The sequence below is a fragment of the Polynucleobacter cosmopolitanus genome (genome assembly GCF_002224225.1).
GTDB classification, from domain to species: domain Bacteria; phylum Pseudomonadota; class Gammaproteobacteria; order Burkholderiales; family Burkholderiaceae; genus Polynucleobacter; species Polynucleobacter cosmopolitanus.
In genome coordinates this window covers 170538-193777 of record NZ_NJGG01000001.1, presented here as the reverse complement: position 1 = coordinate 193777, position 23240 = coordinate 170538, and the positions used below count along the sequence as shown (strand labels likewise).

25 protein-coding genes are annotated in these 23240 nt (G+C 44.3%); 13 read left to right on the top strand and 12 right to left on the bottom strand.

Annotated elements, in window-relative coordinates; all coding sequences use genetic code 11:
* Nucleotides 1–12 precede the first annotated feature (12 nt).
* On the top strand, nucleotides 13–648 hold the full coding sequence (locus AOC33_RS00945; protein ID WP_089514737.1) for an outer membrane beta-barrel protein: 636 nt from the start codon (nucleotides 13–15) through the stop codon (nucleotides 646–648).
* 191 nt (nucleotides 649–839) lie between these two features.
* On the opposite strand, the gene moaC is transcribed toward AOC33_RS00945, so the two are convergent.
* The gene (gene moaC / locus AOC33_RS00940) at nucleotides 840–1316 is read right to left on the bottom strand and encodes a cyclic pyranopterin monophosphate synthase MoaC (protein WP_089514736.1); all 477 of its coding nucleotides are present in this window, start codon (nucleotides 1314–1316) and stop codon (nucleotides 840–842) included.
* Nucleotides 1317–1342: 26 nt separating this feature from the next.
* On the opposite strand from moaC, the gene AOC33_RS00935 reads away from it, so the two are divergent.
* Complete coding sequence (locus AOC33_RS00935; protein ID WP_089514735.1) at nucleotides 1343–2992, top strand: beta-barrel assembly-enhancing protease; 1650 nt, start codon at nucleotides 1343–1345, stop codon at nucleotides 2990–2992.
* 16 nt (nucleotides 2993–3008) lie between these two features.
* Here the strand turns inward: AOC33_RS00935 and AOC33_RS00930 are convergent, their stop codons facing one another.
* The 4 genes from AOC33_RS00930 to AOC33_RS00915 are packed head-to-tail and all read right to left on the bottom strand — an operon-like array spanning nucleotide 3009 to nucleotide 5597.
* The gene (locus tag AOC33_RS00930) at nucleotides 3009–3443 is read right to left on the bottom strand and encodes a YybH family protein (protein ID WP_089514734.1); all 435 of its coding nucleotides are present in this window, start codon (nucleotides 3441–3443) and stop codon (nucleotides 3009–3011) included.
* A gap of 7 nt (nucleotides 3444–3450) precedes the next feature.
* On the bottom strand, nucleotides 3451–4467 hold the full coding sequence (waaF, locus tag AOC33_RS00925) for a lipopolysaccharide heptosyltransferase II (RefSeq protein WP_089514733.1): 1017 nt from the start codon (nucleotides 4465–4467) through the stop codon (nucleotides 3451–3453).
* 1 nt (nucleotide 4468) lies between these two features.
* The gene (locus tag AOC33_RS00920) at nucleotides 4469–4660 is read right to left on the bottom strand and encodes a zinc-finger domain-containing protein (RefSeq protein WP_089514732.1); all 192 of its coding nucleotides are present in this window, start codon (nucleotides 4658–4660) and stop codon (nucleotides 4469–4471) included.
* A 16-nt stretch (nucleotides 4661–4676) separates the two neighbouring features.
* On the bottom strand, nucleotides 4677–5597 hold the full coding sequence (locus tag AOC33_RS00915) for a branched-chain amino acid transaminase (RefSeq protein WP_089515548.1): 921 nt from the start codon (nucleotides 5595–5597) through the stop codon (nucleotides 4677–4679).
* Between the two features lie 179 nt (nucleotides 5598–5776).
* Here AOC33_RS00915 and AOC33_RS00910 point away from each other — a divergent pair, with 179 nt between their 5' ends.
* The 9 genes from AOC33_RS00910 to AOC33_RS00870 all read left to right on the top strand — a co-directional run bounded on the left by AOC33_RS00910 (nucleotide 5777) and on the right by AOC33_RS00870 (nucleotide 14222).
* Complete coding sequence (locus tag AOC33_RS00910; protein ID WP_089514731.1) at nucleotides 5777–6439, top strand: AzlC family ABC transporter permease; 663 nt, start codon at nucleotides 5777–5779, stop codon at nucleotides 6437–6439.
* Nucleotides 6436–6762, top strand: a complete 327-nt coding sequence (locus AOC33_RS00905) for an AzlD domain-containing protein (protein ID WP_089514730.1) — start codon at nucleotides 6436–6438, stop codon at nucleotides 6760–6762. Before AOC33_RS00910 ends, AOC33_RS00905 begins: the two co-directional genes overlap by 4 nt.
* 66 nt (nucleotides 6763–6828) lie before the next feature.
* A complete protein-coding gene (locus tag AOC33_RS00900) occupies nucleotides 6829–8043 on the top strand; it encodes a phosphoglycerate kinase (RefSeq protein WP_089514729.1) in 1215 nt (404 codons plus the stop codon).
* On the top strand, nucleotides 8040–9473 hold the full coding sequence (gene pyk / locus AOC33_RS00895) for a pyruvate kinase (protein WP_089514728.1): 1434 nt from the start codon (nucleotides 8040–8042) through the stop codon (nucleotides 9471–9473). Before AOC33_RS00900 ends, pyk begins: the two co-directional genes overlap by 4 nt.
* A gap of 22 nt (nucleotides 9474–9495) precedes the next feature.
* Nucleotides 9496–10560, top strand: coding sequence for a class II fructose-bisphosphate aldolase (fba, locus tag AOC33_RS00890; protein WP_089514727.1), 1065 nt, complete (start codon nucleotides 9496–9498; stop codon nucleotides 10558–10560).
* Nucleotides 10561–10567: 7 nt separating this feature from the next.
* The gene (locus tag AOC33_RS00885; RefSeq protein WP_089514726.1) at nucleotides 10568–11461 is read left to right on the top strand and encodes a phosphoribosylaminoimidazolesuccinocarboxamide synthase; all 894 of its coding nucleotides are present in this window, start codon (nucleotides 10568–10570) and stop codon (nucleotides 11459–11461) included.
* A gap of 29 nt (nucleotides 11462–11490) precedes the next feature.
* On the top strand, nucleotides 11491–11985 hold the full coding sequence (gene purE / locus AOC33_RS00880; RefSeq protein ID WP_089514725.1) for a 5-(carboxyamino)imidazole ribonucleotide mutase: 495 nt from the start codon (nucleotides 11491–11493) through the stop codon (nucleotides 11983–11985).
* 3 nt (nucleotides 11986–11988) lie between these two features.
* Entirely contained in the window at nucleotides 11989–13167 is a 1179-nt protein-coding gene (locus AOC33_RS00875; protein ID WP_089514724.1) for a 5-(carboxyamino)imidazole ribonucleotide synthase, read from the top strand.
* A 2-nt stretch (nucleotides 13168–13169) separates the two neighbouring features.
* The gene (locus AOC33_RS00870; RefSeq protein WP_089514723.1) at nucleotides 13170–14222 is read left to right on the top strand and encodes an L-threonylcarbamoyladenylate synthase; all 1053 of its coding nucleotides are present in this window, start codon (nucleotides 13170–13172) and stop codon (nucleotides 14220–14222) included.
* Here AOC33_RS00870 and dacB read toward each other — a convergent pair.
* The 4 genes from dacB to AOC33_RS00850 are packed head-to-tail and all read right to left on the bottom strand — an operon-like array spanning nucleotide 14202 to nucleotide 18859.
* Complete coding sequence (dacB, locus tag AOC33_RS00865) at nucleotides 14202–15764, bottom strand: D-alanyl-D-alanine carboxypeptidase/D-alanyl-D-alanine endopeptidase (RefSeq protein ID WP_089514722.1); 1563 nt, start codon at nucleotides 15762–15764, stop codon at nucleotides 14202–14204. The genes AOC33_RS00870 and dacB overlap by 21 nt on opposite strands.
* Before the next feature lie 41 nt (nucleotides 15765–15805).
* Complete coding sequence (locus AOC33_RS00860; RefSeq protein ID WP_089514721.1) at nucleotides 15806–17389, bottom strand: ATP-binding response regulator; 1584 nt, start codon at nucleotides 17387–17389, stop codon at nucleotides 15806–15808.
* A complete protein-coding gene (locus AOC33_RS00855) occupies nucleotides 17382–18005 on the bottom strand; it encodes a response regulator (RefSeq protein WP_089514720.1) in 624 nt (207 codons plus the stop codon). The genes AOC33_RS00860 and AOC33_RS00855 overlap by 8 nt, the downstream gene beginning before the upstream one ends.
* A gap of 5 nt (nucleotides 18006–18010) precedes the next feature.
* Entirely contained in the window at nucleotides 18011–18859 is an 849-nt protein-coding gene (locus tag AOC33_RS00850) for an EAL domain-containing protein (RefSeq protein ID WP_089514719.1), read from the bottom strand.
* 282 nt (nucleotides 18860–19141) lie between these two features.
* Between AOC33_RS00850 and groES the strand changes: the two genes are divergently transcribed.
* Together groES and groL are read left to right on the top strand one after the other, a co-directional pair.
* Complete coding sequence (groES, locus tag AOC33_RS00845; RefSeq protein ID WP_089514718.1) at nucleotides 19142–19432, top strand: co-chaperone GroES; 291 nt, start codon at nucleotides 19142–19144, stop codon at nucleotides 19430–19432.
* 29 nt (nucleotides 19433–19461) lie between these two features.
* Nucleotides 19462–21108: a chaperonin GroEL gene (gene groL, locus AOC33_RS00840; protein WP_089514717.1), complete on the top strand. Its 1647-nt coding sequence runs from the start codon at nucleotides 19462–19464 to the stop codon at nucleotides 21106–21108.
* Nucleotides 21109–21186: 78 nt separating this feature from the next.
* Here groL and AOC33_RS09095 read toward each other — a convergent pair whose 3' ends face one another.
* The 3 genes from AOC33_RS09095 to AOC33_RS00830 form a co-directional block, all read right to left on the bottom strand.
* The gene (locus AOC33_RS09095; RefSeq protein ID WP_180738069.1) at nucleotides 21187–21360 is read right to left on the bottom strand and encodes a hypothetical protein; all 174 of its coding nucleotides are present in this window, start codon (nucleotides 21358–21360) and stop codon (nucleotides 21187–21189) included.
* Between the two features lie 113 nt (nucleotides 21361–21473).
* Entirely contained in the window at nucleotides 21474–22916 is a 1443-nt protein-coding gene (locus AOC33_RS00835; protein ID WP_089514716.1) for an NAD(P)(+) transhydrogenase (Re/Si-specific) subunit beta, read from the bottom strand.
* Nucleotides 22913–23227 carry an NAD(P) transhydrogenase subunit alpha part 2 gene (locus AOC33_RS00830; RefSeq protein WP_089514715.1) on the bottom strand — a complete coding sequence of 105 codons (315 nt, stop codon included), beginning with the start codon at nucleotides 23225–23227 and terminating at the stop codon, nucleotides 22913–22915. The genes AOC33_RS00835 and AOC33_RS00830 overlap by 4 nt, the downstream gene beginning before the upstream one ends.
* Nucleotides 23228–23240: the final 13 nt, after the last annotated feature.

Genomic DNA, 23240 nt, shown 5'->3' with positions numbered 1-23240 from the left:
AAAGGAGAAGTTATGAAGAAAATATTATTAGGATTAGCGGTTCTTATGTCAACAAATGCAATGGCTCAGGAATCAAAGTGGTATGTTGGCGGAGAATTAGGATCTAGTAAGGTTGATAACGAAACTGCATACATGGCAAATTCATTTGTAAATCAAGTTGGTGGTTCAGCTACTGCAACTCAAAATACAAGCGTTGGGGTTGCTCGTATTTTTGCCGGGTATAAAGTAAATCCGATGGTTGACTTGGAATTAGGTTACTTCCAATCAAATGACATTGCTTACAGAGTAAATGGTGTCTCCGGTGGATCAGTATCCTATGCAGCATCTGCTGATGTTAGTTTCTCAGGATTTGATTACAGCGTTTTATTAAGACCACTTTCATTTAATGATGCGGCTAGAGGGTTCTTTATCAAATTGGGTGGACATCGTTCTGAAGCGGAGACTGATGTTCGACTTACTGCCGGTAGTGTTTCAGTAGGAACTTCCTCAAAACAGAGTGGAAGCGGTGCATTGTATGGTTTAGGTTATGACTTTGAGTTTAGTAAGAGTATGTTTGGTCGTGCATCTGTAACTGAATATAAAAAAGTGGCAGGTATTAGCGATAATGATGGAACCATTTACTCTGTTGGTTTAGGTTATAAGTTCTAATATTCTAAAATTTGAGGATGTAAGAAGCCACTTTCGAGTGGCTTTTTCTTTTAATAGGAATGAACCCTTCCGCATAAGCTTATTACTTACCACCTCTGTGTATGATTGAAGCTATTTTCTATCCTCATTGGGACAGAATTGGTACAAAGGTATTTTTCGGCTGTTTCTTTGTCTTGCTTAGTTAGCGCCTACTAATCCGCGACCCAAGTGCCTGATTTGCCACCACTCTTTTCAAGCAGCTTCACTTCTTTAATCACCATGCCACGGTCTACGGCTTTGCACATGTCGTAAATGGTGAGCAAGCCAATTTGCACGCCCGTTAAGGCTTCAATTTCAACGCCGGTCTGGCCAATGTTCTCTGTGGTCACGGTGCAGTGAATGGTTGAATTCGATTCATCGGGGATGAATTCAACAGCGACCCTGGTCAATGCGATAGGATGGCACAGAGGAATTAAATCAGGACTCTTTTTGGTGGCTTGAATAGCCGCAATTCTGGCGATACCAATCACATCACCTTTTTTGTGACTTCCAGACATCACCATGTCGAAAGTGGCTTTTTGCATTTGTATACTGCCAGTAGCGGTTGCAATTCGGTGCGTATGCGCCTTTTGGCCCACATCTACCATGTGGGCTTGGCCAGTTTCATCAAAATGAGTCAGTTTGTTCATGCGGTATTTGTACCATAATTAGGGATATGAATCGTAAAAAGAATAAAGTTGCGCAGAAAATAATAGCGGGCTCGCTCGCTTTCATTTTCTATCCAAGCTGCTTATTGGCCCAAGTCGATAACAATCGAGTGGCGCAGGAAAATATTGATCGCACCATGCAGTCTTCTAGGGCTGGCTCTGAGTTTGCTGCTCCTGGCAAGAAAACTCAACAACCTCAATTGGTTTTACCTGATTTAGGAGATTCATCGAGTGCAGCCCTATCTCCCACTGATGAAAAACTGCTGGGTGCGCGCATCATGCGCGATATTCGCAGAGACCCAGATTATTCAAAAGACCCAGTTTTTTATGATTACCTCAACACAATCGGCCAGCATTTAATTGCTACTGCTAAAAAACAAGGGATTGCTGGTTTAGAGGGAGAGGGAAGCTTTTTAATTAATTTTGAACTTTTTGGAGTGCGAGATAAAAGTATCAATGCTTTTGCTTTGCCAGGCGGATATATTGGTGTGCACACTGGTTTGATTGTTTCTGCAGAAACAGAGTCTGAATTGGCTTCAGTGCTGGGTCATGAAATCGGTCACGTCACTCAAAAACACATTGCGCGCATGTTTGGTCAGCAGGGCACCAATTCAATGATTGCCTTAGCGTCGATCATTTTGGCCGTGGTTGCTGCCAGTCGTAATCCAAATGCAGCTCAAGGCCTTGCCATGGGCGGTCAAGCGTTAGCGATACAAAATCAGTTGGCTTACTCTAGAGATGCTGAGCGAGAGGCTGACCGAGTAGGTTTTCAGATTCTTCAGGCGGGTGGTTTTGATGTTCAAGGCATGCCAGACTTTTTCCATAGAATGCAAAGAGCCAACAGCATCATGGAAAGTGGGGTGCCTGGTTATGTGCGATCTCACCCACTAACAACCGATCGTATTGCTGATATGCAAGACCGAGTCCGTGGCTTGAGTAAACCGAAAGTCAATTCATCGGTAGAGTTTTACTTGCTAAAGTCCAGGGCGAGATTAATACAAACGATCAGCTCAAGTAATTATCCAGAGCTAAAACAACTTTATGAAAGCCTTGCTAGAAAAGGCGATCCAATCAAACAGTTGGAAGGTAACTATGGCCTGGCATTGTTAAGCTTAAAGCAACAAAAAATAACTGAAGCAGAATCATATTTACAGAAAAGTAAGGTATTGATGCAAACGGTTTCCGCACAAGGATCTCCTGTACAGCGCTCCAGCCTTTCTTTAGAGTCAACAGCAATCGATATTTTATTTGCCAAAGGACAGCATGCCGAAGGGTTGAAGCAAATTGCTCAAATCAAAGCAACGTATCCTCAATCAAGATCTTTGAATATCTTGACGATTGAGGGTCAACTAAAGACCCGACAGTATGAGCAAGCCATTAATTGGCTAAAGACTCAAACAAGAGCACAGCCAGAAAATTCAATATGGTGGGACTTGCTAGCAAGGGCTTATTCTCAGGCTGGCAAAAAAGCTCTTTCGCATGCGGCACTGGCAGAAAAGTATGTTGCTGATGGTGCATGGATTGGTGGAATTGAGCAGATGCGTTTAGCCAAACTCGCAGGAGATGCTGATTTTTATCAATCTTCAGAAATTGATGCGCGCGCCAGACAAATTCAAGATTTATATCGTCAAGAACTTATTCAACAAAAACAAAAATAGTTTTTAAATGATTTGATCAGTGGAAGCCGTGAATGGTGCTTGGCAGCTGAATGTGTTCTTCTTGAGCTGGGCTTGTGTGAATATGGGCAATTCTCCAGCCCATAGGACCTTGAACCAAAATGTAGGTGAAGTTCAAGAAAAACTCTGGTTCAATTTGCTCAGCTTCTAAACGAACGGCTTCGGTTGAGTCAAAGAAGGATATGCCAATGCCTGTATGCCCAATCACCTGGATCGGGTCAAGCCACAAGAAATGATCTTCAAGTATTTTCTTCAATCCCTCACGAAGCTCAGCATGCCCATTCAAGCGTTTGCCGCCTGGCAAGATGCAGGTGATTGAATCTTCATCCATCCATAGATCAATAGATCCATCCAAATCATTGCGATGCAATGATTCACGCCATGCATCGATGACTTCTTCTGGCATTTGAAATAATCTGGCTTGACTTGGCATGGTATTTTTAATGAGTTAGTTGATTGATGGAGTTTAGGACGTCTTTTACTTCTATGTCCACTAAACATTTCAAATGACCTAGAGGGCAAGTTCTCTTAAAGCAGGGACTGCATTCAAGGTGCAACCAATGAATTGCGGCAAGCTTTGATAGTGGTGGCGTATGCCTTGGGTCACTGGATCCAAAAATAGCCACTTGAGGGCGCCTAAATGCCGCGGCAATGTGCATCAATCCAGAATCATTGCTGATAACCGCCGTGGCATTACTGATGGCTGCCATCGCATCTTCAAGGCTGGTTTGACCGCACCAATTGATCACTTTGTTTGGGTGAGTGCTCATTGAGGCAATATCACTGCCAATAGAAAACTCTTTCTTGCTGCCCAATATCACCACCAATGCGTTTTCTTTTGTTTCGATGATATTTTTGGCTAATTGGCCAAAATGTTCGATCGGCCATTGCTTGGCAGGACCATACTCGGCACCAGGACAGAGCACATAGAGCTCTTGATGCGCCTGAATGTTTTGAAGCATTTGCTGGCTCTGGTCAATCATTGCTTCTGGCAATGATAGGTGCGGCTGGGGAACTTCTGATGATGTCTGACCTGACAGCGCAAAGTAATGACTCGACATCGGTGGGCGATGTGAGCGGGATGGATTTCTATGCGCTTGATTGATGAGGCCCCAACGCATTTCACCTTGATAGCCAATTCTCAGAGGAATCTTAGCCAGCCAAGGGATCAGCGCTGATTTAAAACTGTTGGGTAAAACATAGGCGTGGGTATAAGCGCTTTGGGCCAATTGTTTGGCCAGAGCTTTGCGCTCTTTCCATTGCAATGCGCCATGCTGAAAATCAGCGGTGATGATTTGATCAACCGCTGGTATTGCTTTCATGATGCTAGCCACCCATGGGGTCGCTAAAACATCGATCTGACTGTTAGAGTTGTTTTTTTTAAGTTGAGATATCAGAGGCTCAGTCATCACTGCATCGCCAATCCAATTGGGTGCAATGATGAGTATCTTTACCATCTTAGTGACCGTGTGGCTTTGTGCCAGGCAGGAGCTCATACTCAGTGCCACAGTAAGGGCACTTGGCATGGCCAGTGGTCAGTACATCTAGAAAGACGCGAGGGTGCAAGCTCCAGGCAGGAGAGTTATTGTTGGGGCAATGAAGGGGTAAATCTTTATTACCATCGACTTTGATAACACTTTGCTGACTCATGATGACCTCGGTTTTCTTAAACCACCGTTAACCAGTGACGATATTTGTCGCTCTTACCGGCCACTGCATCAAAGAATATTTGCTGAACTTTCGTGGTGATCGGGCCACGTTTGCCATCGCCGATGATGCGGTCATCAAGCTCACGAATCGGCGTTACTTCAGCAGCTGTACCAGTGAAGAAGGCTTCATCGCAGCAGTACATTTCATCGCGCGTGATGCGCTTTTCTTTAATTTCAATACCAAGATCTTTAGCAATTGTAAAAATCGCATCACGAGTAATGCCGTCTAAACATGAAGCCAAATCAGGCGTGTAGATAACGCCATCTCTAACGATGAACACGTTCTCGCCTGAGCCTTCAGAAACATAACCGTCCGTGTCTAAAAGAAGGGCTTCGTCGTAACCTTGTGCGGTCACTTCTTGGTTAGCAAGGATTGAGTTGATGTAATAACCAGAAGCTTTGGCTCTCACCAAAGAAACGTTCACGTGATGTCTGGTGAATGAAGATACCTTGACGCGAATACCTTTGTTCAAACCATCTTCACCTAAATAAGCACCCCATTCCCAAGCAGCAACTGCGGCGTGAATTGAATTACTTCTTGCAGAAATACCTAGTTTTTCAGAGCCAATCCAAACAATTGGACGAATGTAGCAAGAAGCCAATTTATTTTCTTTAACAACTTCAATAATTGCTTGGGCCATTTGCTCTTCGGTGTAGTTCATCTTCATCTGGAAGATTTTTGCTGAATTGAATAAGCGACGTGTGTGCTCTTTCAAACGGAAGATCGCTGGACCAGCTTCAGTTTTGTAGGCTCTGATGCCTTCAAAGACGCCCATGCCATAGTGAAGGGTGTGAGTTAACACGTGGATGTTTGCGTCTCTCCAAGGGACCATCTTGCCGTCCATCCAAATAAAGCCATCACGATTTGCCATTGACATGGTTTGTTTCCTAAATTCTGAGAAAAATGGGTTGAGGCGCCATTGTAAAACAGCCATCGGGAGATGGCTATGACGAAGACATCTGTGCTCCCTATAATCAAAGATCCTCTTAGACGACTCAATTCATAGTGATCTGGTTCTCAAACAATAAAAAACACCTACTTGAAGGCAGTAAAACCATGTCAAAAGCTGGTTTTGCGATCTTCACTTGGGCACTCGTGACCGGCATGGCCATGGCTGAATCAAGCTTGAGCACCGCCCAAGCCATTGGTATGTCTTTCTTGGTTTACGCCGCCTCTGCCCAATTAGCAGCTTTACCCCTGATTGCGGGCGATTTTCCTCTTTGGACTATTTTTGTCACTGCCATCATTGTGAACTTGAGATTCGTCGTTTTCAGTGCTGGCATTCAGCCCTATTTCAAAAATAGAAGTTTTTGGAAAAGATCGGTGTTGGGCTACTTGAACGGCGATTTGAATTTTGCGTTGTTCATGTCTAGATTCCCAAAATACCAAAAAGACCCATCTCACTTGCCGTTTTTCTTGGGCATGTCTTTGACCAATTGGTCGATCTGGCAAATCGGATCTTTGACGGGTATTTTTGTTGCTGGAGCAGTCCCAGACTCTTGGGGTTTGGGCTTTGCCGGAACCTTGGCCCTGATAGCTATTTTGTTGCCAATGCTCGATCAACTATCTGCGCGTTTGGCAGCTTTATCTGCTTTATTGGTGGCTCTATTGGCCAATGATTTACCCTACAAGCTCAGCATTGTTTTGGCAGTTGTTGTGGCTATTTTTGTTGGAATCATGTGTGACCGCTTCATCAAAAGAGAAGGGGGTGCCACTTGAGCTCGTTTGAAATTTGGGCGGTGATATTGGGTTTGACCGTGATCACATTCATCACCAGGGGCTTTTTTCTTTTGATGGGTGAGCGCATAGAGTTGTCTGAAACACTTCAAAATGCCCTCAGGTATGCACCTGCAGCTGCTTTGGTAGCAATCATTGCTCCTGAGATGTTTTTTACCGAAGGCCCTAATGAGTTGGAGATCAATTCAGCTTACTTTTGGGGCGGAATATGCTCAATCATTGCATTTTGGCTCACAAAAAGCATGCTTTTGACGATTATCTTGGGGATGTTGGCCTTCACGGCCATTCGGCTTGTTTTGGCTTAAAAAAGACTCAGGATTGACCGTAAAAAGGTAAAATCTTACTTTCTTGTCTTTTGTCGAAAATTCGCTATGCCAGGCACATCAAAACTTCAATTCAATCGCCTTTCCACCTTGGCCGCTAATGGCCAGCTAAAAGGTAAACGGGTGTTCATCAGGGCTGATTTGAACGTTCCCCAGGATGAGGCAGGCAATATCACTGAAGACACTCGTATCAGAGCATCTATTCCTGCCATTAAATTGGCTTTGGATTCAGGTGCAGCTGTGATGGTGACATCTCATTTAGGTCGTCCTACTGAAGGTGAATTCAGGCCTGAAGATACTTTGGCACCAGTTGCAGACAGAATTGCAGAATTGATGGAGCGCAAAGTTCCATTGATCAGTCACTGGGTAGAGGGTGGTTTTGAAATACAGCCAGGTGATTTGGTCCTTTTGGAGAATTGCCGTCTGAACAAAGGCGAAAAGAAAAACAATGACGAGTTGGCTAAAAAAATGGCCAGCTTGTGCGATGTTTATGTGAATGATGCATTCGGTACAGCTCATCGTGCCGAAGCGACCACTCATGGCATGGCTAAATTTGCACCTGTTGCGTGTGCGGGCCCTTTGATGGCCGCTGAACTAGATGCCTTGGGTAAAGCATTGACAGATCCAAAGCGTCCATTGGTGGCGATTGTTGCAGGATCAAAAGTTTCAACAAAATTAACGATTCTTAAATCATTGGCAGAAAAAGTGGATCAACTGATCGTGGGTGGCGGCATTGCCAACACCTTCATGTTGGCAGCGGGCTTGCCAATTGGCAGATCTTTGGCTGAACCAGATTTGATCAACGAAGCAAAAGCCATCATCGATTTGATGGCCAAGCGTGGTGCGAGTGTGCCTATTCCTGTTGATGTGGTGGTGGCGAATGAGTTATCACCATTGGCGCGTGCCAACAGAGTCGCATCCACCGATGTTCGACCAGATGACATGATTTTGGACGTGGGTCCAAAAACATCGGCTGAGTTAACTAGCATCATTGCGCATGCCGGAACCATTGTTTGGAATGGCCCAATCGGTGTTTTTGAGATTGATCAGTTTGGTGGTGGTACCAAAATGTTGGCCGCTGCGATTGCGCACTCTCCAGCATTCTCCATCGCTGGTGGTGGTGATACCTTGGCAGCGATTGCTAAGTACGGTATTGAAAAGCAGGTCGACTATATTTCTACTGGCGGTGGTGCTTTCTTGGAATTCTTGGAAGGTAAAACATTGCCAGCCTTTGCTATCTTGTCAGAAAGAGCGGATAAATAATGCGTGCAACAAAAATTGTTGCGACCTTAGGTCCAGCATCAAGCAGCGCTGAAGTTCTGAAAAAATTAATGGAAGCAGGCGTTGATGTTGTCCGTTTAAATTTCTCACACGGTACTGCCGCAGATCACCAGGCCAGAGCTCAGCTTGTTCGAGAGGTTTCTAAAGCGGCTGGTCGTGAAGTTGCCATCATGGCAGACTTGCAAGGCCCAAAAATCAGAGTTGGCAAATTTGAAAATAACAAAATTATTTTGAAGGCTGGCGAAAAGTTCACTTTGGATGCCAATTGCACTTTGGGCGATGAAACCAAAGTTGGTCTTGATTACAAGAACTTGCCCAATGATGTGAGGGTTGGCGATAAGTTATTGCTCAACGATGGTTTGTTGGTGATTCGAGTCGAAGGTGTTGAAGGTTCATGCATCCACACCATTGTTGAATTAGGTGGTGAGCTTTCAAATAACAAAGGCATCAATCGTGCAGGTGGCGGTTTGACTGCGCCAGCATTGACCGATAAAGACAAAGAAGATTTAAAAACAGCAGTTGCCTTGGGCGCCGATTACATTGCGATCAGTTTTCCTAAAAATGCTGAAGACATGAAAATTGCCCGTGGTCTCGCCGATGTCGCTAGCAAAGAGTTTGGACACAAAACAAAACTGATCGCAAAGATTGAACGTGCTGAAGCTGTCATGCCGGGCGTATTGGAAGAAATTCTTGAGGTCAGTGACGGCATCATGGTCGCTCGCGGTGACTTGGCAGTTGAAGTTGGTAATGCCACAGTTCCAGCACTTCAAAAACGAATGATTCGTTTGGCTCGCGAGGCAAACAAGGTGGTGATCACTGCCACTCAAATGATGGAATCAATGATTCAAAATCCAGTGCCAACCAGAGCCGAGGTCAGCGATGTGGCCAATGCTGTTTTGGATGGTACAGATGCTGTGATGTTATCGGCTGAAACTGCATCAGGTCAGTACCCGATTGAAACTGTTTTGCAGATGGCCGCTATTTGTTTGGAGGCAGAGAAGACTGAAGTTCATCATTTGGATGCTGACTTCTTTGACCAAAAATTCACGCGCATTGATCAGTCAATTGCTTTTGGAGCTTTGTTCACGGCCTACCATTTGGGTGTGAAAGCGATTGCTGCATTAACTGACTCTGGTTCTACGGCTTTATGGATGAGTCGACACAAGATTCAGGTGCCTATTTTTGCCATGACCACCAAATTGACCAGCCAGAGAGCAATGGCGCTTTACAGGAACGTGCACCCTTTGCATTTGGATACCAGCAATGACAGGGATACTGCTTTAGAGCAAGCAGAAGCAAGAATTAAAAAATTAGGTGTTGTCACCTCTGGTGATGCAATTGTTTTGACTGTGGGTGAGCCAATGGGGCAAGTTGGTGGAACGAACACGCTCAAAATTGTGAATGTTAAATAAATTTTAATTTAAGGAAATAGCAATGGCTCTTGTATCTTTGCGCCAATTATTGGACCACGCAGCTGAGAATGCTTATGGATTACCAGCATTCAATGTCAACAATCTTGAACAGGTGCAAGCCATCATGGCTGCTGCCGATGAAGTCAATGCACCAGTCATCATGCAAGCTTCTGCCGGCGCACGTAAATATGCTGGCGAAGCATTTTTGCGTCATTTGATTGATGCGGCTGTTGAAGCATACCCGCACATTCCGGTGGTGATGCACCAAGACCACGGTCAAAGTCCAGCAGTTTGTATGGCGGCGATTCGCTCAGGCTTTACATCAGTGATGATGGATGGTTCCTTGATGGCTGACGGTAAGTCAGTTGCTTCATATGAATATAACGTTGGCGTATCTCAAGAAGTTGTGAAGTTTGCGCATTCAATTGGCGTGACTGTGGAAGCTGAGTTGGGCGTTCTAGGTTCTTTAGAAACCATGATGGGCGATAAAGAAGATGGTCACGGCGCTGAAGGTGCCATGACTCGCGAACAGTTATTGACCGATGTTGAGCAAGCCGCTGATTTTGTGAAGCAAACACAATGTGATGCCTTGGCGATTGCGATTGGTACCAGCCATGGCGCTTATAAATTCACCAAAAAACCAACGGGTGATATTTTGGCGATTGATCGCATCAAGGAAATCAATCAACGCATTCCAAACACGCACCTCGTGATGCATGGTTCTTCCAGTGTGCCGCAAGAGTTACTCGCAATCATTCGTGAGTTTGGTGGCGATATGAAAGAAACTTACGGCGTACCTGTTGAAGAAATTCAGCAAGGCATCAAGCACGGCGTTAGAAAAATCAATATCGACACGGATATTCGTTTGGCAATGACTGCCGCGATTCGTAAATATTTGTTTGAGAACCCAGGCAAGTTTGATCCACGCGATTATTTGAAGCCAGCACGTGAAGCTGCCAAAGAAATTTGTAAAGCGCGCTATTTGGCGTTTGGTTGCGAAGGCCAGGCTGGCAAGATCAAATCAATTCCTTTGGAACAAATGGCTGAGCGTTACAAAAGCGGTCAATTGGCTCAATTAGTTAAATAAGGTATTCATGCAAGCTCTTTACGAATCTTCGATCAAATCATTGCCATTAATCTCAAAAGGCAAGGTAAGAGATATCTACGCAATTGGTGATGATCAGTTGTTGATGGTGACCACTGATCGTTTATCAGCATTTGATGTGGTCATGGGCGAGCCTATTCCTGGCAAGGGAATTGTTCTCAATGAGATGGCGAATTTTTGGTTTGGAAAATTAAGCCACGTGATTCCTAATCATTTGACGGGTATCGATCCATGTTCAGTTGTCACTGCCGATGAGGTGAATCAAGTCAAGGGTCGCGCGATTGTGACGAAGCGTTTGAAGCCAATCATGGTCGAAGCGGTGGTGCGTGGCTATTTGTCGGGAAGTGGCTGGAAAGATTATCAAGACACTGGGGCCATTTGCGGCATCAAATTACCAGCCGGTCTTAAAAACGCACAACAATTGCCAGAGCCTATTTTTACGCCAGCCGCAAAAGCGGATGTTGGTGAGCATGATGAAAATATTTCTTATGCAGAAGTTGAAAAACGCATTGGCCAAGAATTGGCTGCAAAAATCAAAGAAGTCAGCATTCGTTTGTACAAAGAGGCATCGATTTATGCCGCAAGCAAGGGCATCATCATTGCAGATACAAAATTTGAATTTGGCTTGGATGAAAATAATGCTTTGGTCTTGATGGATGAAGTTTTAACGGCTGACTCCTCTCGTTTTTGGCCAGCTGCTTCATACCAAGTGGGCTCTAATCCACCCTCATTTGATAAGCAGTTTGTGCGTGACTGGCTTGAGTCTGTGAGACTGGATGGCCGGCCATGGAATAAATCTGCGCCTGCACCAAAGTTACCTGATGATGTGATTGAAAAAACAGCGGCTAAATACCGTGAAGCATTAGCAACACTGACTGCTTAATTGCTCGATAAAAGCAAAAAGGAAAAAAGATGAGTAAACCAATTGTTGGAATCTTGATGGGTTCAAATTCTGATTGGGACACCATGCAAAATGCAGCTCAAACTCTCACTGAGTTTGGCGTTGCCTTTGAAGCCAAGGTGATTTCTGCACATCGCATGCCTGATGATATGTTTGCTTATGCTGAAACTGCAGCAGAGCGTGGTATCAAAGCAATCATTGCTGGTGCTGGCGGTGCTGCCCATTTGCCAGGGATGTTGGCAGCAAAAACAATCGTACCGATCTTTGGTGTGCCTGTGGCCTCAAAGCATCTAAGTGGCGAAGATTCACTGTTATCTATTGTGCAAATGCCTAAAGGCATTCCTGTGGCAACGTTTGCGATCGGTGATGCGGGTGCAGCCAATGCTGCTTTGCATGTGATTGCTAATCTTGCAGTTAATGATCCTGCCTTGGCTAAAAAGTTAGAGGCATTCCGTGGTGCTCAAACTGAAAAAGCACGTGCCATGAACTTACCAGGGCATTCTTGATCTATGGCTGATCGTCAAAACCCAATTTTGCCGGGATCTTTTTTAGGGATTCTTGGTGGTGGTCAATTGGGTCGCATGTTCACTCATGCTGCTCAAGCCATGGGATACAAAGTCTGTGTCTTAGATCCTGATGAACACAGTCCTGCCGGAATCGTTGCGGACAAACATATTCAAGCAAGTTATACCGATAGCGCTGCGTTAAAAGAGATGGCAGCTATCTGCCAGGCAGCTAGTACTGAATTTGAAAATGTGCCAGCTAAGGCACTTGATGAGCTAGAGTCTTTGGGTGTATTTGTTGCCCCAAGAAGTGCTGGGGTATCTATTGCACAAGACCGTGTTGCAGAAAAGAAGTTTTTAGCAACGTGGCAAAAAGAAGCTGGTATTGGTCCAGCACCTTATCAGGTGATTGAAAAGCAAAGTGACGCTGAAGCAGTTTCTGCTGATTTATTTCCAGGCATTTTAAAAACCGCTCGTATGGGTTATGACGGTAAAGGTCAAGTGACGGTTCATGATCGTGATGAGCTTGTGAAAGCCTGGAATAGTTTTGGCGAAGTGGTGTGTGTTTTAGAAAAACGCATGGATTTGGCTTTTGAAGTATCAGCATTGGTGGTGCGAGGTCATGATGATGAAGTCGTTGCATATCCAATCGCACAAAATATTCATAAAAATGGCATTTTGCACACAACAACTGTGCCAGCACCATCAATCAATCCTGCTCAAGAAGCGAAAATCATCGACGCCGCTAAAGAAATTATTCGTCGTTTAGATTACGTGGGTGTGTTGTGTGTTGAGTTCTTTGTTCTAAAAAATGGCGAAGTCGTTGCTAACGAGATTGCTCCACGCCCACATAATTCTGGGCACTACACACAAAATGCATGCTTAACCAGTCAATTTGAGCAACAAGTCAGAGCGATGGCACGTTTGCCTTTAGGTAGTACTGAGTTGATTGGTCCAAGCATCATGCTCAATATCTTGGGTGATGAGTGGTTGGTCTCTGGAAAACAAGCAGAGCCTTCATGGGAAAAAATTCTGAAAGCGCCTTCTGCAAAGCTGCATCTTTATGGCAAAGCTGAGCCTCGCGTTGGGCGCAAGATGGGGCACGTTAATTTTGTGGGCAAAACTTCATCAGCTGTTGAGTCAGTTTGCCAAGAGGCTATACAAGTCCTAAAAATTGCGCGCTGATCATGTCTGATTCAATCCAAAGGGCCGTAGACGTTCTTAAGGCTGGTGGTTTGGTGGGAATGCCCACCGAAACAGTATATGGACTGGCAGCTGATGCGAATAACGTTTCAGCAATCAATAAAATATTTTCTAGTAAAGGCCGCCCCTCTGGTCACCCTTTGATTGTGCATATCGCTCAAGCTGAAGTGAGTGTTGCTAATGACCGGCAAGCCAGTGCAATTGCGTGGCGCGAAATTCTCAGTCAATGGTCAAGGGATGTTTCTCCAGAAGCTTTGATCTTGGCCCATGCATTCTGGCCAGGTCCTTTGACCATGATTCTTCCAAAAGCCAAACATGTTTTATCGGAAGTCACAGGTGGGCAAGAGACGGTTGGAATTCGGTGTCCGCAACATCCTATCGCACAACAATTATTAAAGGCATTCGGTGGTGGTTTGGCAGCACCTTCTGCCAATCGTTTTGGCAGAATTTCTCCAACCACAGCAGAGCACGTGCGTGAAGAATTTCCAGGTGATGAAGTATTGGTGCTTGATGGCGGTCCCTGCGATGTTGGTATTGAATCAACCATTGTTGATCTGACTCGCCTTGATAGTCATGGTGCTGTGGTTTTGCGGCCAGGAGCGATCACTCAGGCAATGATTGAACAAGCGCTTGGTAGAAGTGACGTGACTGATGGTGCCTCAGTAAATATTGGATCGGCTCCAAGGGTCTCTGGAAGTTTGAGTGCGCACTATGCGCCAAAGACAAAATTGGTTTTATACGATGCCAAAGACGCTGAGTCATTATTTTCTAAAGTGAATAACTCTGATAACAAGAAAGTTGCCTGGGTCCATTTTCCAAAAGATTTGGCTGATAAAAACTTTGGTTTAAAGAATGTGGCAAAAGAGGTGCTGTTGCCTCTTGAATCAAAAGCATTGGCCAGGGAGCTTTATGCAATGCTCAGGCAGTTAGATGCACTGAACATGGATTGCATCTTCTTTGAACAGTTACCCGACGGTGTTGAGTGGGACGCTATCAGAGATAGGTTGGGGCGTGCCTCAGTGGGCTCTGGCGTGTAGTTGCTGCGGGCCATCATCAAGAAGCCAAGTCATTAATGCATCATGTATGCCTCGCCCAGAGCCAGCATTACGATGATTGATGAAAGATGAAATCGCATACACCTGACCTGATTTGCTCACAACATAACCTGAAATACTTCTGACATCTACCAAAGACCCCGTTTTAATATAAGCACCATATTTTTTGATGGGTTTGGGGAACTGAGACACATTCTTTTCAAATGCTTGTACCTCGGCTTTTTTGGGAATGTATTGACGAAGTTTATCCATCAAGCGATGTTTCATGGTTCCATCCACTCCAGCAATAGGGAGTGATTCAGTGAAGTAATCTCGAGTAGAAGAATTCAAGCCAAGTAGTAACACTTGATTAAGATGTTTGGAACTGATTCTTTCGATTCTTGAAAGCCCTGAACCATTCTCAATGACAAGCTCAGGCATATCTAATTGATATTTCTTGAGCCATGATTTAACAACCATATTGCCATTATCAGTATTGCCAGGTGCGCCATTCTTTTCTAAGGCAAGTGTGAGTAAAACTTGTCTGGCCATCACATTGTTTGATAGCTTATTGATGTCTTTGACTGATTCATACAAGGGTATACCAAAGTGTGTCACGATTGGCCTAAAAGATTCGGTCAGTTGACCATTTTTAATGCCTGGCTTCTTGCCCCATGTGCCACCAAGGTCTTCCCACGCAGCAATTAAGCTCTGTGATAAAAATTGATCGTTGTCAGAGGCGACAATATTCCAATTGGCGGTAGAGCAAGCACTGGGATATTTGCCATGAAAGCTCGCAACCCATCCTGAGTTTTTCTCAGCCTTCAAGGACATTGTGATGTCGTCTCGCCAATTGGTGCAGGGGCCATCGACCACCACCAAGTTATTGTCAATAGATAGGTTGGCCATGCGCGGAGTTTGTTTGATAACAACCAAGCGATTCTCAATATTTGGAAAAAACTGAAAACTAAAACTATTAAAGGCAAACAAAAGAGCATCTGGAGCAACGTTATAGGCACGAGTTGGATCGCCATCAGAGAATGATGACTCTTTGACTGATTTGTCGTACGCACTTCTGTCAAAAATCAAGTCTCCATGGATATTTTTTACCCCGCTTGCCTTGAGGTTGGCTAAAAGCTTATTCACCTCTTCTGGAATGAGCTTAGGGTCACCACTACCTCTGATGAGTAAGTCTCCGCGCAGAGTTCCTTTTGAGATTTGACCATTGGTAAACAGATCCGTTTTCCACCTGTATTGAGGACCCAGCATTTCCATCGCGGCTAAGCTTGTGACAAGCTTCATTGTAGAAGCTGGATTCATGCCTAAACTCTCTTGCCAATGAATCACATCATGAGAGTTGAAGGTGGCATGTCCCTGTTGACTGGTGATTTTATCGACGGAAATTGAAATGGCTTCTTTGGGAATCCCGCTTTTTTTAATGGCTGATTCAACCGGGGCGGGTAAAAAATCTTTTGCAAATGAACCAAAGCTTTGTGTGATTAAAACAAAGCCTGTCAATATCAATAAATGTCTCTTAAATGGCATGCCTGAATCATAGTGCCTAATAAGCATTTATGTACATATGCTTATGGTGCTGAGGTAATCTTTTTTAATAGCTTATTAGAGCGAGTCAGGGCAATGCACAGATCATAAAAAAGAGGGCGGTGAGGCTGAGGGATTTTCACCTGAAATTGTTCACAAATTTTGGCCAGTCTTGAGTCATTGCTTAGTTTGGCGCCACCAAGCAATTTATGAGCCATGCCTTTTAATTCCATTTCACTCAATACCCATTTTTGTTTTCCAAGGCATTGCTGTAAAAGATCCAAAGATTTTTCTTGATAGTTCAAGATTTCTCCGGCAATGATCTTGAGCATTGAATGTGGGGAATCAGCAGGGTCTTTGAATGTCATTGAATATGTTTTTTCAAGAGACAGTTCTAGTTGCCAATCTTTCAAGGATGCTGGCTTGATCAAAACAAAATCAAACACATTATTAGGGTTCAGCAATCGATGCGCTCCATCAGTGTGTGCAGTGATGCCAAATATTTTGATTTTTGACCCGTAGTGTTGATGAGTAGCGATCGCTAATTGATCTCCATTAATGATGGGCATGGTCAAGTCTGTGACCAAAATATCAAAAGAAGTTTCACGAATTTTATCTAAGGCTTGTTGACTGCAAGCGCTTGAATGAACGCAATATCCCATGTCTTTGAATTGAGCCTCTGTGATGAGTCTGCTTGGGGCGTGATCATCCACAATCATCACGCTTTCATGATGAGTGATGGTGGGTGCAACCTTCTCATAAGTTGGATTGGATCTTGTGTACTTGGGTTGCTGTATGGATCTTTTAAAAGAAAGCGTGAAGCTCACGGATGTGCCAAGCCCCTCTTCGGAGTCAATTTCTAGCTTGCCGCCCATCATCGCGATGAGTTGCTTTGCAATGGTTAAGCCAAGCCCTGTACTTGACTGTGAATACTCTGTATCACTATGTTCATATTGTTCGTAGGGTTGGAAGATCCTTGCTATATGAGCTTGGGGTATCCCTTTGCCATTATCAGAAACCTCAAAATAGATAATTTGAGCAAAATGATCATTTGCAAGAGTTCGAGTCGTGATTTGAACTTTTTGGTTTGGACTGAACTTGATGGCATTGCTGATCAAGTTATGTAACACCTGGCCCAATCTCGTGCCATCAGCAATCAAGCTTTCTGCAATTTCTGGACAAATATGACAGTGGACTGTGGTGTTATTTTTTTGTGCAAGGGTGCTGAATGTTCGGTTGATGTTTTTAATCAAATTACCTAAATTGCAAGCCTCTGTTTTGAGTTTCATTTTTCCAGCATCAATTTTGGATAAATCCAATAACTGATTCAATACTTCCAGCATGGATTCTGCTGAGGCATGAGCGCTTTCTAAAATGGTTTTTTCAGAATGGTCTAAATGATTGTTGCGCAGCAGTTTTTCTTGGATACCAAGTATGGCACTGATGGGTGTTCTTATTTCATGGCTGATGGTTGAGATCGCCTGATTCTTTGTTTCTTGAAATGCGCTGAGATTTTGTTGATTTTTGTGGGCGAGATTCGACCAATGCTTATTTCTAATCAGTAAGTAAAGGCTGAATAAGCAAATGCAAAGGAATGCGAAGAGAACTAGCGGATGTTCGTTAAGCATCAGTGATTCGATTGGTTCTACAGAACGTGATTAACTCTGCGATGTTGCTCACACCAATTTTTTTATAAACACGGGTTTTGTATGTTGATACTGTTTTTGTGCTGATGTGAAGAAACTCTGAGATAGCACTGTTGGGATGTCCATCGGCCAAGTATTTAATGACCTGAAATTCTCTTGGTGAGAATGATGAAATGATCTGATCATCACTGCTGAATATTTTCGATGAATTATTGACATGAAAAAATGTATAGCCTTGAGATACCGCTAGGCAAGCGGCCAGGATGATGTCTGAGCTCGCTGTTTTGTTGATAAAGCCATGCCCACCAATGCTTCTGACGCGACTACCATAGACCTTGGCTTCTAAAGAAGACACGACTAGGATTCTGCTGTCTGGAGAAATGATTTTCAAGCGGCGAATGACATCGAAGCCATCTACTTTTGGCATATCTATATCCAGAATGATCAAGTCTGTTTCATTTTCTCTAACGAACTCAAGGCAGCCATCGCCATCGACTGCCTCCCCGATGATTTCAAAGTGAACTTGTTGTGCCAGCATGTTTTTAAGTGCCCAAAGCATTGCTGGGTGGTCGTCAACCAATAGGACTTTTTTCCTCATCTAATTCACTCCTTTTGAGACTGTTTGTTCATCAGTTGTTTCATGGCTAATTGTTGTTTGGCTATTTTACCCATCTTGAGCACTTGGTGAAGTGTCATTTGCGGCATGATGTGCTTGCCGTAGTAACAATCAATGGCATGCTTTTCGGCCACAGATTTTTCGTGCATGAGTTTGATTGGGCCGGCCACCGATCTTGCATCATTGGCGTGTATGAGTGCTTTAAGCGCCATCAATTTCTTTTCACACTGACTTCCTGGGATTGCTTGCCTAATGAGATCACTCGCCAGGTGGATGTGGGTGAATCGATGATTGAGCATCAGTTGGCATTCTTCATCCTGTCCTGTGAAATTAAGAAGATGGAACAAAATACCGAGGCGTTGTAATTGAACCAACGCTTCTTGTAGCTGATGAGCTTCTTTTGATTGTGCCAAGCCGCTAATACCAACATGAATGAGTCCAACGGGTAAATAGCACTTCAGCAGAACTTCTTGAAAGTCATTCATCAAGCCTGGATCACTCAACCATTCGGCTTTCATGGCCAGCATGATGGCGTGAGGTTTGGTGGAGCTGTGCCAATAATTGGCGGCACGAATACCTTCTTTGACCAGACCAATCACAGCCTCTTTTGAGGCTTGTTCAAGGGATGTGAGGGTGACAAATTCAGTGACGAGGTCTTTAGAGCTCAATACCAGCTCAAAAGATAAATCTTGAGAGTTTGCCCATGCCTCGAGCTGTTTACTCTCAGGTTGCATCATCACTTCATACAGTTGCCCCTGGTGGAACTCTTTAACGGCCAACCCTGGTTTTTTTGTCCAATTTTTAACAAGCGAATAGAGCCGAGACTTAGGTTTCATAATTAAATCCAATAAAATCAATTATTTAGTGACTTTTGATCACCAATAGTTACATTGCTCTTGAGAAAAGCTTGTGTGTGAGTGCTTAGGAAATCCATTCTTTGAATGGAAAGTCTGGTCATGACTCTTGAAATGCTGAGCTTCCATCCCTATAATTAGCACTCAACCAGTTAGAGTGCTAACAATGCGTTTCAGTTTGGTAGCACTACTTCTGGAAATTATAATTAATTATTTTTACTAACTGTTAAGTAAATACTTACTAACTTTTTTAAAGGAGTCAAAATGAATTTACGCCCTTTACATGATCGCGTGATCATCAAGCGTTTAGACAACGAAACAAAAACAGCTTCAGGTTTAGTGATTCCAGAGACTGCAGCTGAAAAGCCAGATCAAGGCGAGATCCTTGCTGTTGGCACAGGTAAAAAAGATGAGTCAGGCAAAGTTATTCCACTAGATGTGAAAGTGGGCGACCGTGTTTTGTTTGGCAAGTATGCGGGTCAGACAGTAAAAGTTGATGGCGATGAGCTTCTCGTGATGCGCGAAGAAGACATCATGGCAGTTGTACAGAAGTAATTTAATAAGAGACATCGAAAGGAATTCAAATGGCAGCAAAAGATGTATTTTTCAGTGACAGCGCGCGTACGCGCATGGTCGAGGGCGTTAACATTTTGGCTAACGCAGTTAAAGTAACTTTAGGACCTAAGGGTCGTAACGTGGTTTTAGAGCGTTCATTTGGTGGCCCATTAGTGACTAAAGACGGTGTGTCAGTTGCTAAAGAAATTGAGCTAAAAGACAAGCTACAAAACATGGGTGCACAGATGGTGAAGGAAGTTGCATCTAAGACAGCTGACAACGCTGGTGACGGTACAACAACTGCAACAGTATTGGCTCAGTCAATTGTTCGTGAAGGCATGAAGTATGTAGTTGCTGGTCACAACCCAATGGATTTGAAGCGCGGTATTGATAAAGCAGTGACTGCAGCAATCGCAGAAATCACAAAAATCAGCAAGCCATGCACAACCACAAAAGAAATCGCTCAAGTTGGTTCTATTTCAGCAAACAGCGATTACAGCATTGGTGAGCGAATCGCTGAAGCCATGGAAAAAGTGGGTAAAGAAGGTGTTATCACTGTTGAAGATGGCAAATCATTGGCAGATGAATTAGATGTTGTAGAAGGTATGCAGTTTGACCGCGGTTACCTTTCACCATATTTCATCAGCAACCCAGAAAAGCAAGTAGCTATTCTTGAGAACCCATTCGTTTTGTTGTTTGACAAGAAGATCAGCAACATTCGTGACTTGTTGCCAGTATTGGAGCAAGTAGCTAAAGCTGGTCGTCCATTGTTGATCATCGCTGAAGACATCGAAGGCGAAGCATTGGCAACGTTGGTGGTTAACAACATTCGTGGCATCTTGAAGACTTGTGCTGTTAAAGCACCAGGTTTCGGTGATCGTCGTAAAGCCATGCTTGAAGACATCGCTATTTTGACTGGTGGTCAAGTGATTGCTGAAGAAGTTGGTTTGACACTAGAAAAAGTAACACTACAAGATTTAGGTCAAGCTAAGCGCATTGAAATCGGTAAAGAAAACACAACCATCATTGATGGCGCAGGCGAAGCTAAGAACATTGAAACTCGCGTTAAGCAAATTCGTGCACAAATCGAAGAAGCTACCAGCGACTACGATCGTGAAAAGCTACAAGAGCGCGTTGCTAAATTGGCAGGCGGTGTTGCAGTTCTACGTGTTGGCGCAGCCACAGAAGTAGAAATGAAAGAGAAGAAGGCTCGTGTTGACGACGCATTGCACGCTACACGTGCTGCTGTTGAAGAAGGTATTGTTCCTGGTGGCGGTGTTGCTTTGGTACGTGCTAAGCAAGCCATCATGAATATGAAGGGCGATAACGCAGATCAAAATGCTGGTATCAGCATCGTGTTGCGCGCCATGGAAGAGCCACTTCGCATCATCGTTTCAAACGCTGGTGACGAGGCAAGTGTTGTTGTGAATAACGTGGCTGCCGGTAAAGGCAACTATGGTTACAACGCAGCATCTGGTGAATATGGTGACATGGTTGAGATGGGTGTTATCGATCCAGCCAAAGTAACTAAGACAGCTTTAGTGAACGCAGCATCTGTTGCTGGTTTGTTGTTGACAACAGACTGCGCAGTGGTTGATTCACCAAAGGATGATGCTCCAGCAATGCCTGATATGGGCGGCATGGGTGGCATGGGTGGTATGGGCGGCATGATGTAATTGAGTCCATACTCAAATAAAAAAGGCGCTTCGGCGCCTTTTTTATTTCCTCTTCATAAAACCATCAAACATTACGCATTAATTCAGAGACTCACTGTGTCGATGTTTATGGCCTCTTGTGGTTAAAGCCTTCTTACGACTTTTCACTACTTGGGTGGCTTTCTTCTGGCCATACATCTTCGGCGGAACACCGGCCATCAATAATGCTTGGCGTTTGATTTGAGCCAGAGATAAACGTTTTTTGATATTCATGATTCAACTATACGATAGTCAATGTGGGGCAATCAAATTTCGGTTTAGTGTGGATGATTGTTGTGAGCAACAAAAAACCGCCCGGAGGCGGTTCTTTGCGAAGCGATTGAGGATTACTCAACAGCTTTGACCATGTCTTCAATGACTTTCTTCGCATCACCGAAGACCATCATTGTTTTGTCCATGTAGAACAATTCGTTATCTAGGCCGGCATAACCTGAAGCCATAGAACGTTTGTTCACAATCACAGTCTTGGCTTTGTAAGCCTCAAGAATTGGCATGCCGAAAATTGGGCTGCCTGGAGTTCTTGCAGCTGGGTTCACCACGTCGTTGGCACCTAGAATCAATACCACGTCGGCTTGACCGAATTCACTGTTGATGTCTTCCATCTCGAACACTTGATCGTATGGAACTTCAGCTTCAGCCAAAAGCACGTTCATGTGACCTGGCATACGACCAGCCACTGGGTGAATCGCATACTTCACTGTGACGCCAGCGTGAGTTAGTTTTTCTGTGAGTTCTTTTAGTGCGTGCTGGGCACGAGCAACTGCAAGACCATAACCCGGAACAATGATCACTGTTTCAGCGTTGGTCATCAAGAAGGCTGCATCATCTGCAGAACCTGATTTAACATTGCGCTGCTCTTGTGAGCCGCCAGCTGCTGCAGTACCTGCATCGCCACCGAAGCCACCAAGAATCACATTGAAGAATGAACGGTTCATCGCCTTACACATGATGTATGACAAGATGGCACCAGAAGAGCCTACCAATGAACCAGCCACAATCAACATTGAGTTATTCAATGAGAAACCAATACCGGCTGCAGCCCAGCCAGAGTATGAGTTCAACATGGAAACAACCACAGGCATGTCAGCACCACCAATTGGGATGATGATCAAAACGCCTAAAATGAAGGCAATCGCTACCATCACAACGAAGTAGTTCCAAGCAGGTTCTGCACCAGGGGCGATAGAGAACATCACACCGCAACCCACCATCACAATTGCAAGAATCAGATTGAGCATGTGCTGACCTGGGAAAGTAACAGGTGCACCTTGGAACAAACGGAACTTGTATTTGCCAGATAATTTACCGAAGGCAATCACTGATCCTGAGAAAGTAATTGCACCAACAAATGTACCGATGAACAACTCAAGACGGTTACCCAATGGAATTGGTTCACCTACAGCCACGATACCGAAAGCATGTGGTTCTGCAACTGCAGCCACAGCGATACAAACCGCTGCAAGACCAATCATGCTGTGCATGAATGCCACTAGCTCAGGCATTTTTGTCATTTCAACGCGCTTGGCCATGATGGCACCAGCACCGCCACCAACCACAAGACCTGCTAGAACATAAGCCATGCCACCCGCTGCTGATTCTTTAGCAAGCATCATGACCAAGCCAACGGTTGTGATGATGGCAATCGCCATGCCTGTCATACCAAACACATTTCCTTTGATAGAAGTGGTTGGATGAGATAAGCCTTTAAGTGCCTGAATAAAACAAATCGAGGCAACCAAATACAAAAGCGTCACGAGATTTAAGCTCATGCTGTTTCTCCTTTAGCTTTTTTATCTTTTTTCTTAAACATTTCTAGCATGCGTCTTGTTACCAAGAAACCACCAAACACGTTCACTGCTGCTAAAGCAACAGCAATCGTGCCCATGGATTTACCAAGCGTGCCCTCAGTTAGAGCAGCTGCAAGCATGGCGCCAACGATGATGATGGCTGAAATCGCATTCGTCACAGCCATCAAAGGCGTGTGAAGTGCTGGGGTGACGTTCCATACAACGTGATAGCCAACATAAATGGCTAGCACGAAGATGATGAGGTTATAAATAGTTGGGCTGATCATGTCCATGATTTTTTCCTTG

Bases quoted from the DNA above. Each gene is read 5' to 3' on its own strand.
- AOC33_RS00945 (WP_089514737.1), top strand. From the start codon at position 13: ATGAAGAAAATATTATTAGGATTAGCGGTTCTTATGTCAACAAATGCA.
- moaC (WP_089514736.1), bottom strand. From the start codon at position 1,316: ATGAACAAACTGACTCATTTTGATGAAACTGGCCAAGCCCACATGGTA.
- AOC33_RS00935 (WP_089514735.1), top strand. From the start codon at position 1,343: ATGAATCGTAAAAAGAATAAAGTTGCGCAGAAAATAATAGCGGGCTCG.
- AOC33_RS00930 (WP_089514734.1), bottom strand. From the start codon at position 3,443: ATGCCAAGTCAAGCCAGATTATTTCAAATGCCAGAAGAAGTCATCGAT.
- waaF (WP_089514733.1), bottom strand. From the start codon at position 4,467: ATGGTAAAGATACTCATCATTGCACCCAATTGGATTGGCGATGCAGTG.
- AOC33_RS00920 (WP_089514732.1), bottom strand. From the start codon at position 4,660: ATGAGTCAGCAAAGTGTTATCAAAGTCGATGGTAATAAAGATTTACCC.
- AOC33_RS00915 (WP_089515548.1), bottom strand. From the start codon at position 5,597: ATGTCAATGGCAAATCGTGATGGCTTTATTTGGATGGACGGCAAGATG.
- AOC33_RS00910 (WP_089514731.1), top strand. From the start codon at position 5,777: ATGTCAAAAGCTGGTTTTGCGATCTTCACTTGGGCACTCGTGACCGGC.
- AOC33_RS00900 (WP_089514729.1), top strand. From the start codon at position 6,829: ATGCCAGGCACATCAAAACTTCAATTCAATCGCCTTTCCACCTTGGCC.
- fba (WP_089514727.1), top strand. From the start codon at position 9,496: ATGGCTCTTGTATCTTTGCGCCAATTATTGGACCACGCAGCTGAGAAT.
- AOC33_RS00885 (WP_089514726.1), top strand. From the start codon at position 10,568: ATGCAAGCTCTTTACGAATCTTCGATCAAATCATTGCCATTAATCTCA.
- purE (WP_089514725.1), top strand. From the start codon at position 11,491: ATGAGTAAACCAATTGTTGGAATCTTGATGGGTTCAAATTCTGATTGG.
- AOC33_RS00875 (WP_089514724.1), top strand. From the start codon at position 11,989: ATGGCTGATCGTCAAAACCCAATTTTGCCGGGATCTTTTTTAGGGATT.
- AOC33_RS00870 (WP_089514723.1), top strand. From the start codon at position 13,170: ATGTCTGATTCAATCCAAAGGGCCGTAGACGTTCTTAAGGCTGGTGGT.
- dacB (WP_089514722.1), bottom strand. From the start codon at position 15,764: ATGCCATTTAAGAGACATTTATTGATATTGACAGGCTTTGTTTTAATC.
- AOC33_RS00860 (WP_089514721.1), bottom strand. From the start codon at position 17,389: ATGCTTAACGAACATCCGCTAGTTCTCTTCGCATTCCTTTGCATTTGC.
- AOC33_RS00855 (WP_089514720.1), bottom strand. From the start codon at position 18,005: ATGAGGAAAAAAGTCCTATTGGTTGACGACCACCCAGCAATGCTTTGG.
- AOC33_RS00850 (WP_089514719.1), bottom strand. From the start codon at position 18,859: ATGAAACCTAAGTCTCGGCTCTATTCGCTTGTTAAAAATTGGACAAAA.
- groES (WP_089514718.1), top strand. From the start codon at position 19,142: ATGAATTTACGCCCTTTACATGATCGCGTGATCATCAAGCGTTTAGAC.
- groL (WP_089514717.1), top strand. From the start codon at position 19,462: ATGGCAGCAAAAGATGTATTTTTCAGTGACAGCGCGCGTACGCGCATG.
- AOC33_RS09095 (WP_180738069.1), bottom strand. From the start codon at position 21,360: ATGAATATCAAAAAACGTTTATCTCTGGCTCAAATCAAACGCCAAGCA.
- AOC33_RS00835 (WP_089514716.1), bottom strand. From the start codon at position 22,916: ATGAGCTTAAATCTCGTGACGCTTTTGTATTTGGTTGCCTCGATTTGT.
- AOC33_RS00830 (WP_089514715.1), bottom strand. From the start codon at position 23,227: ATGGACATGATCAGCCCAACTATTTATAACCTCATCATCTTCGTGCTA.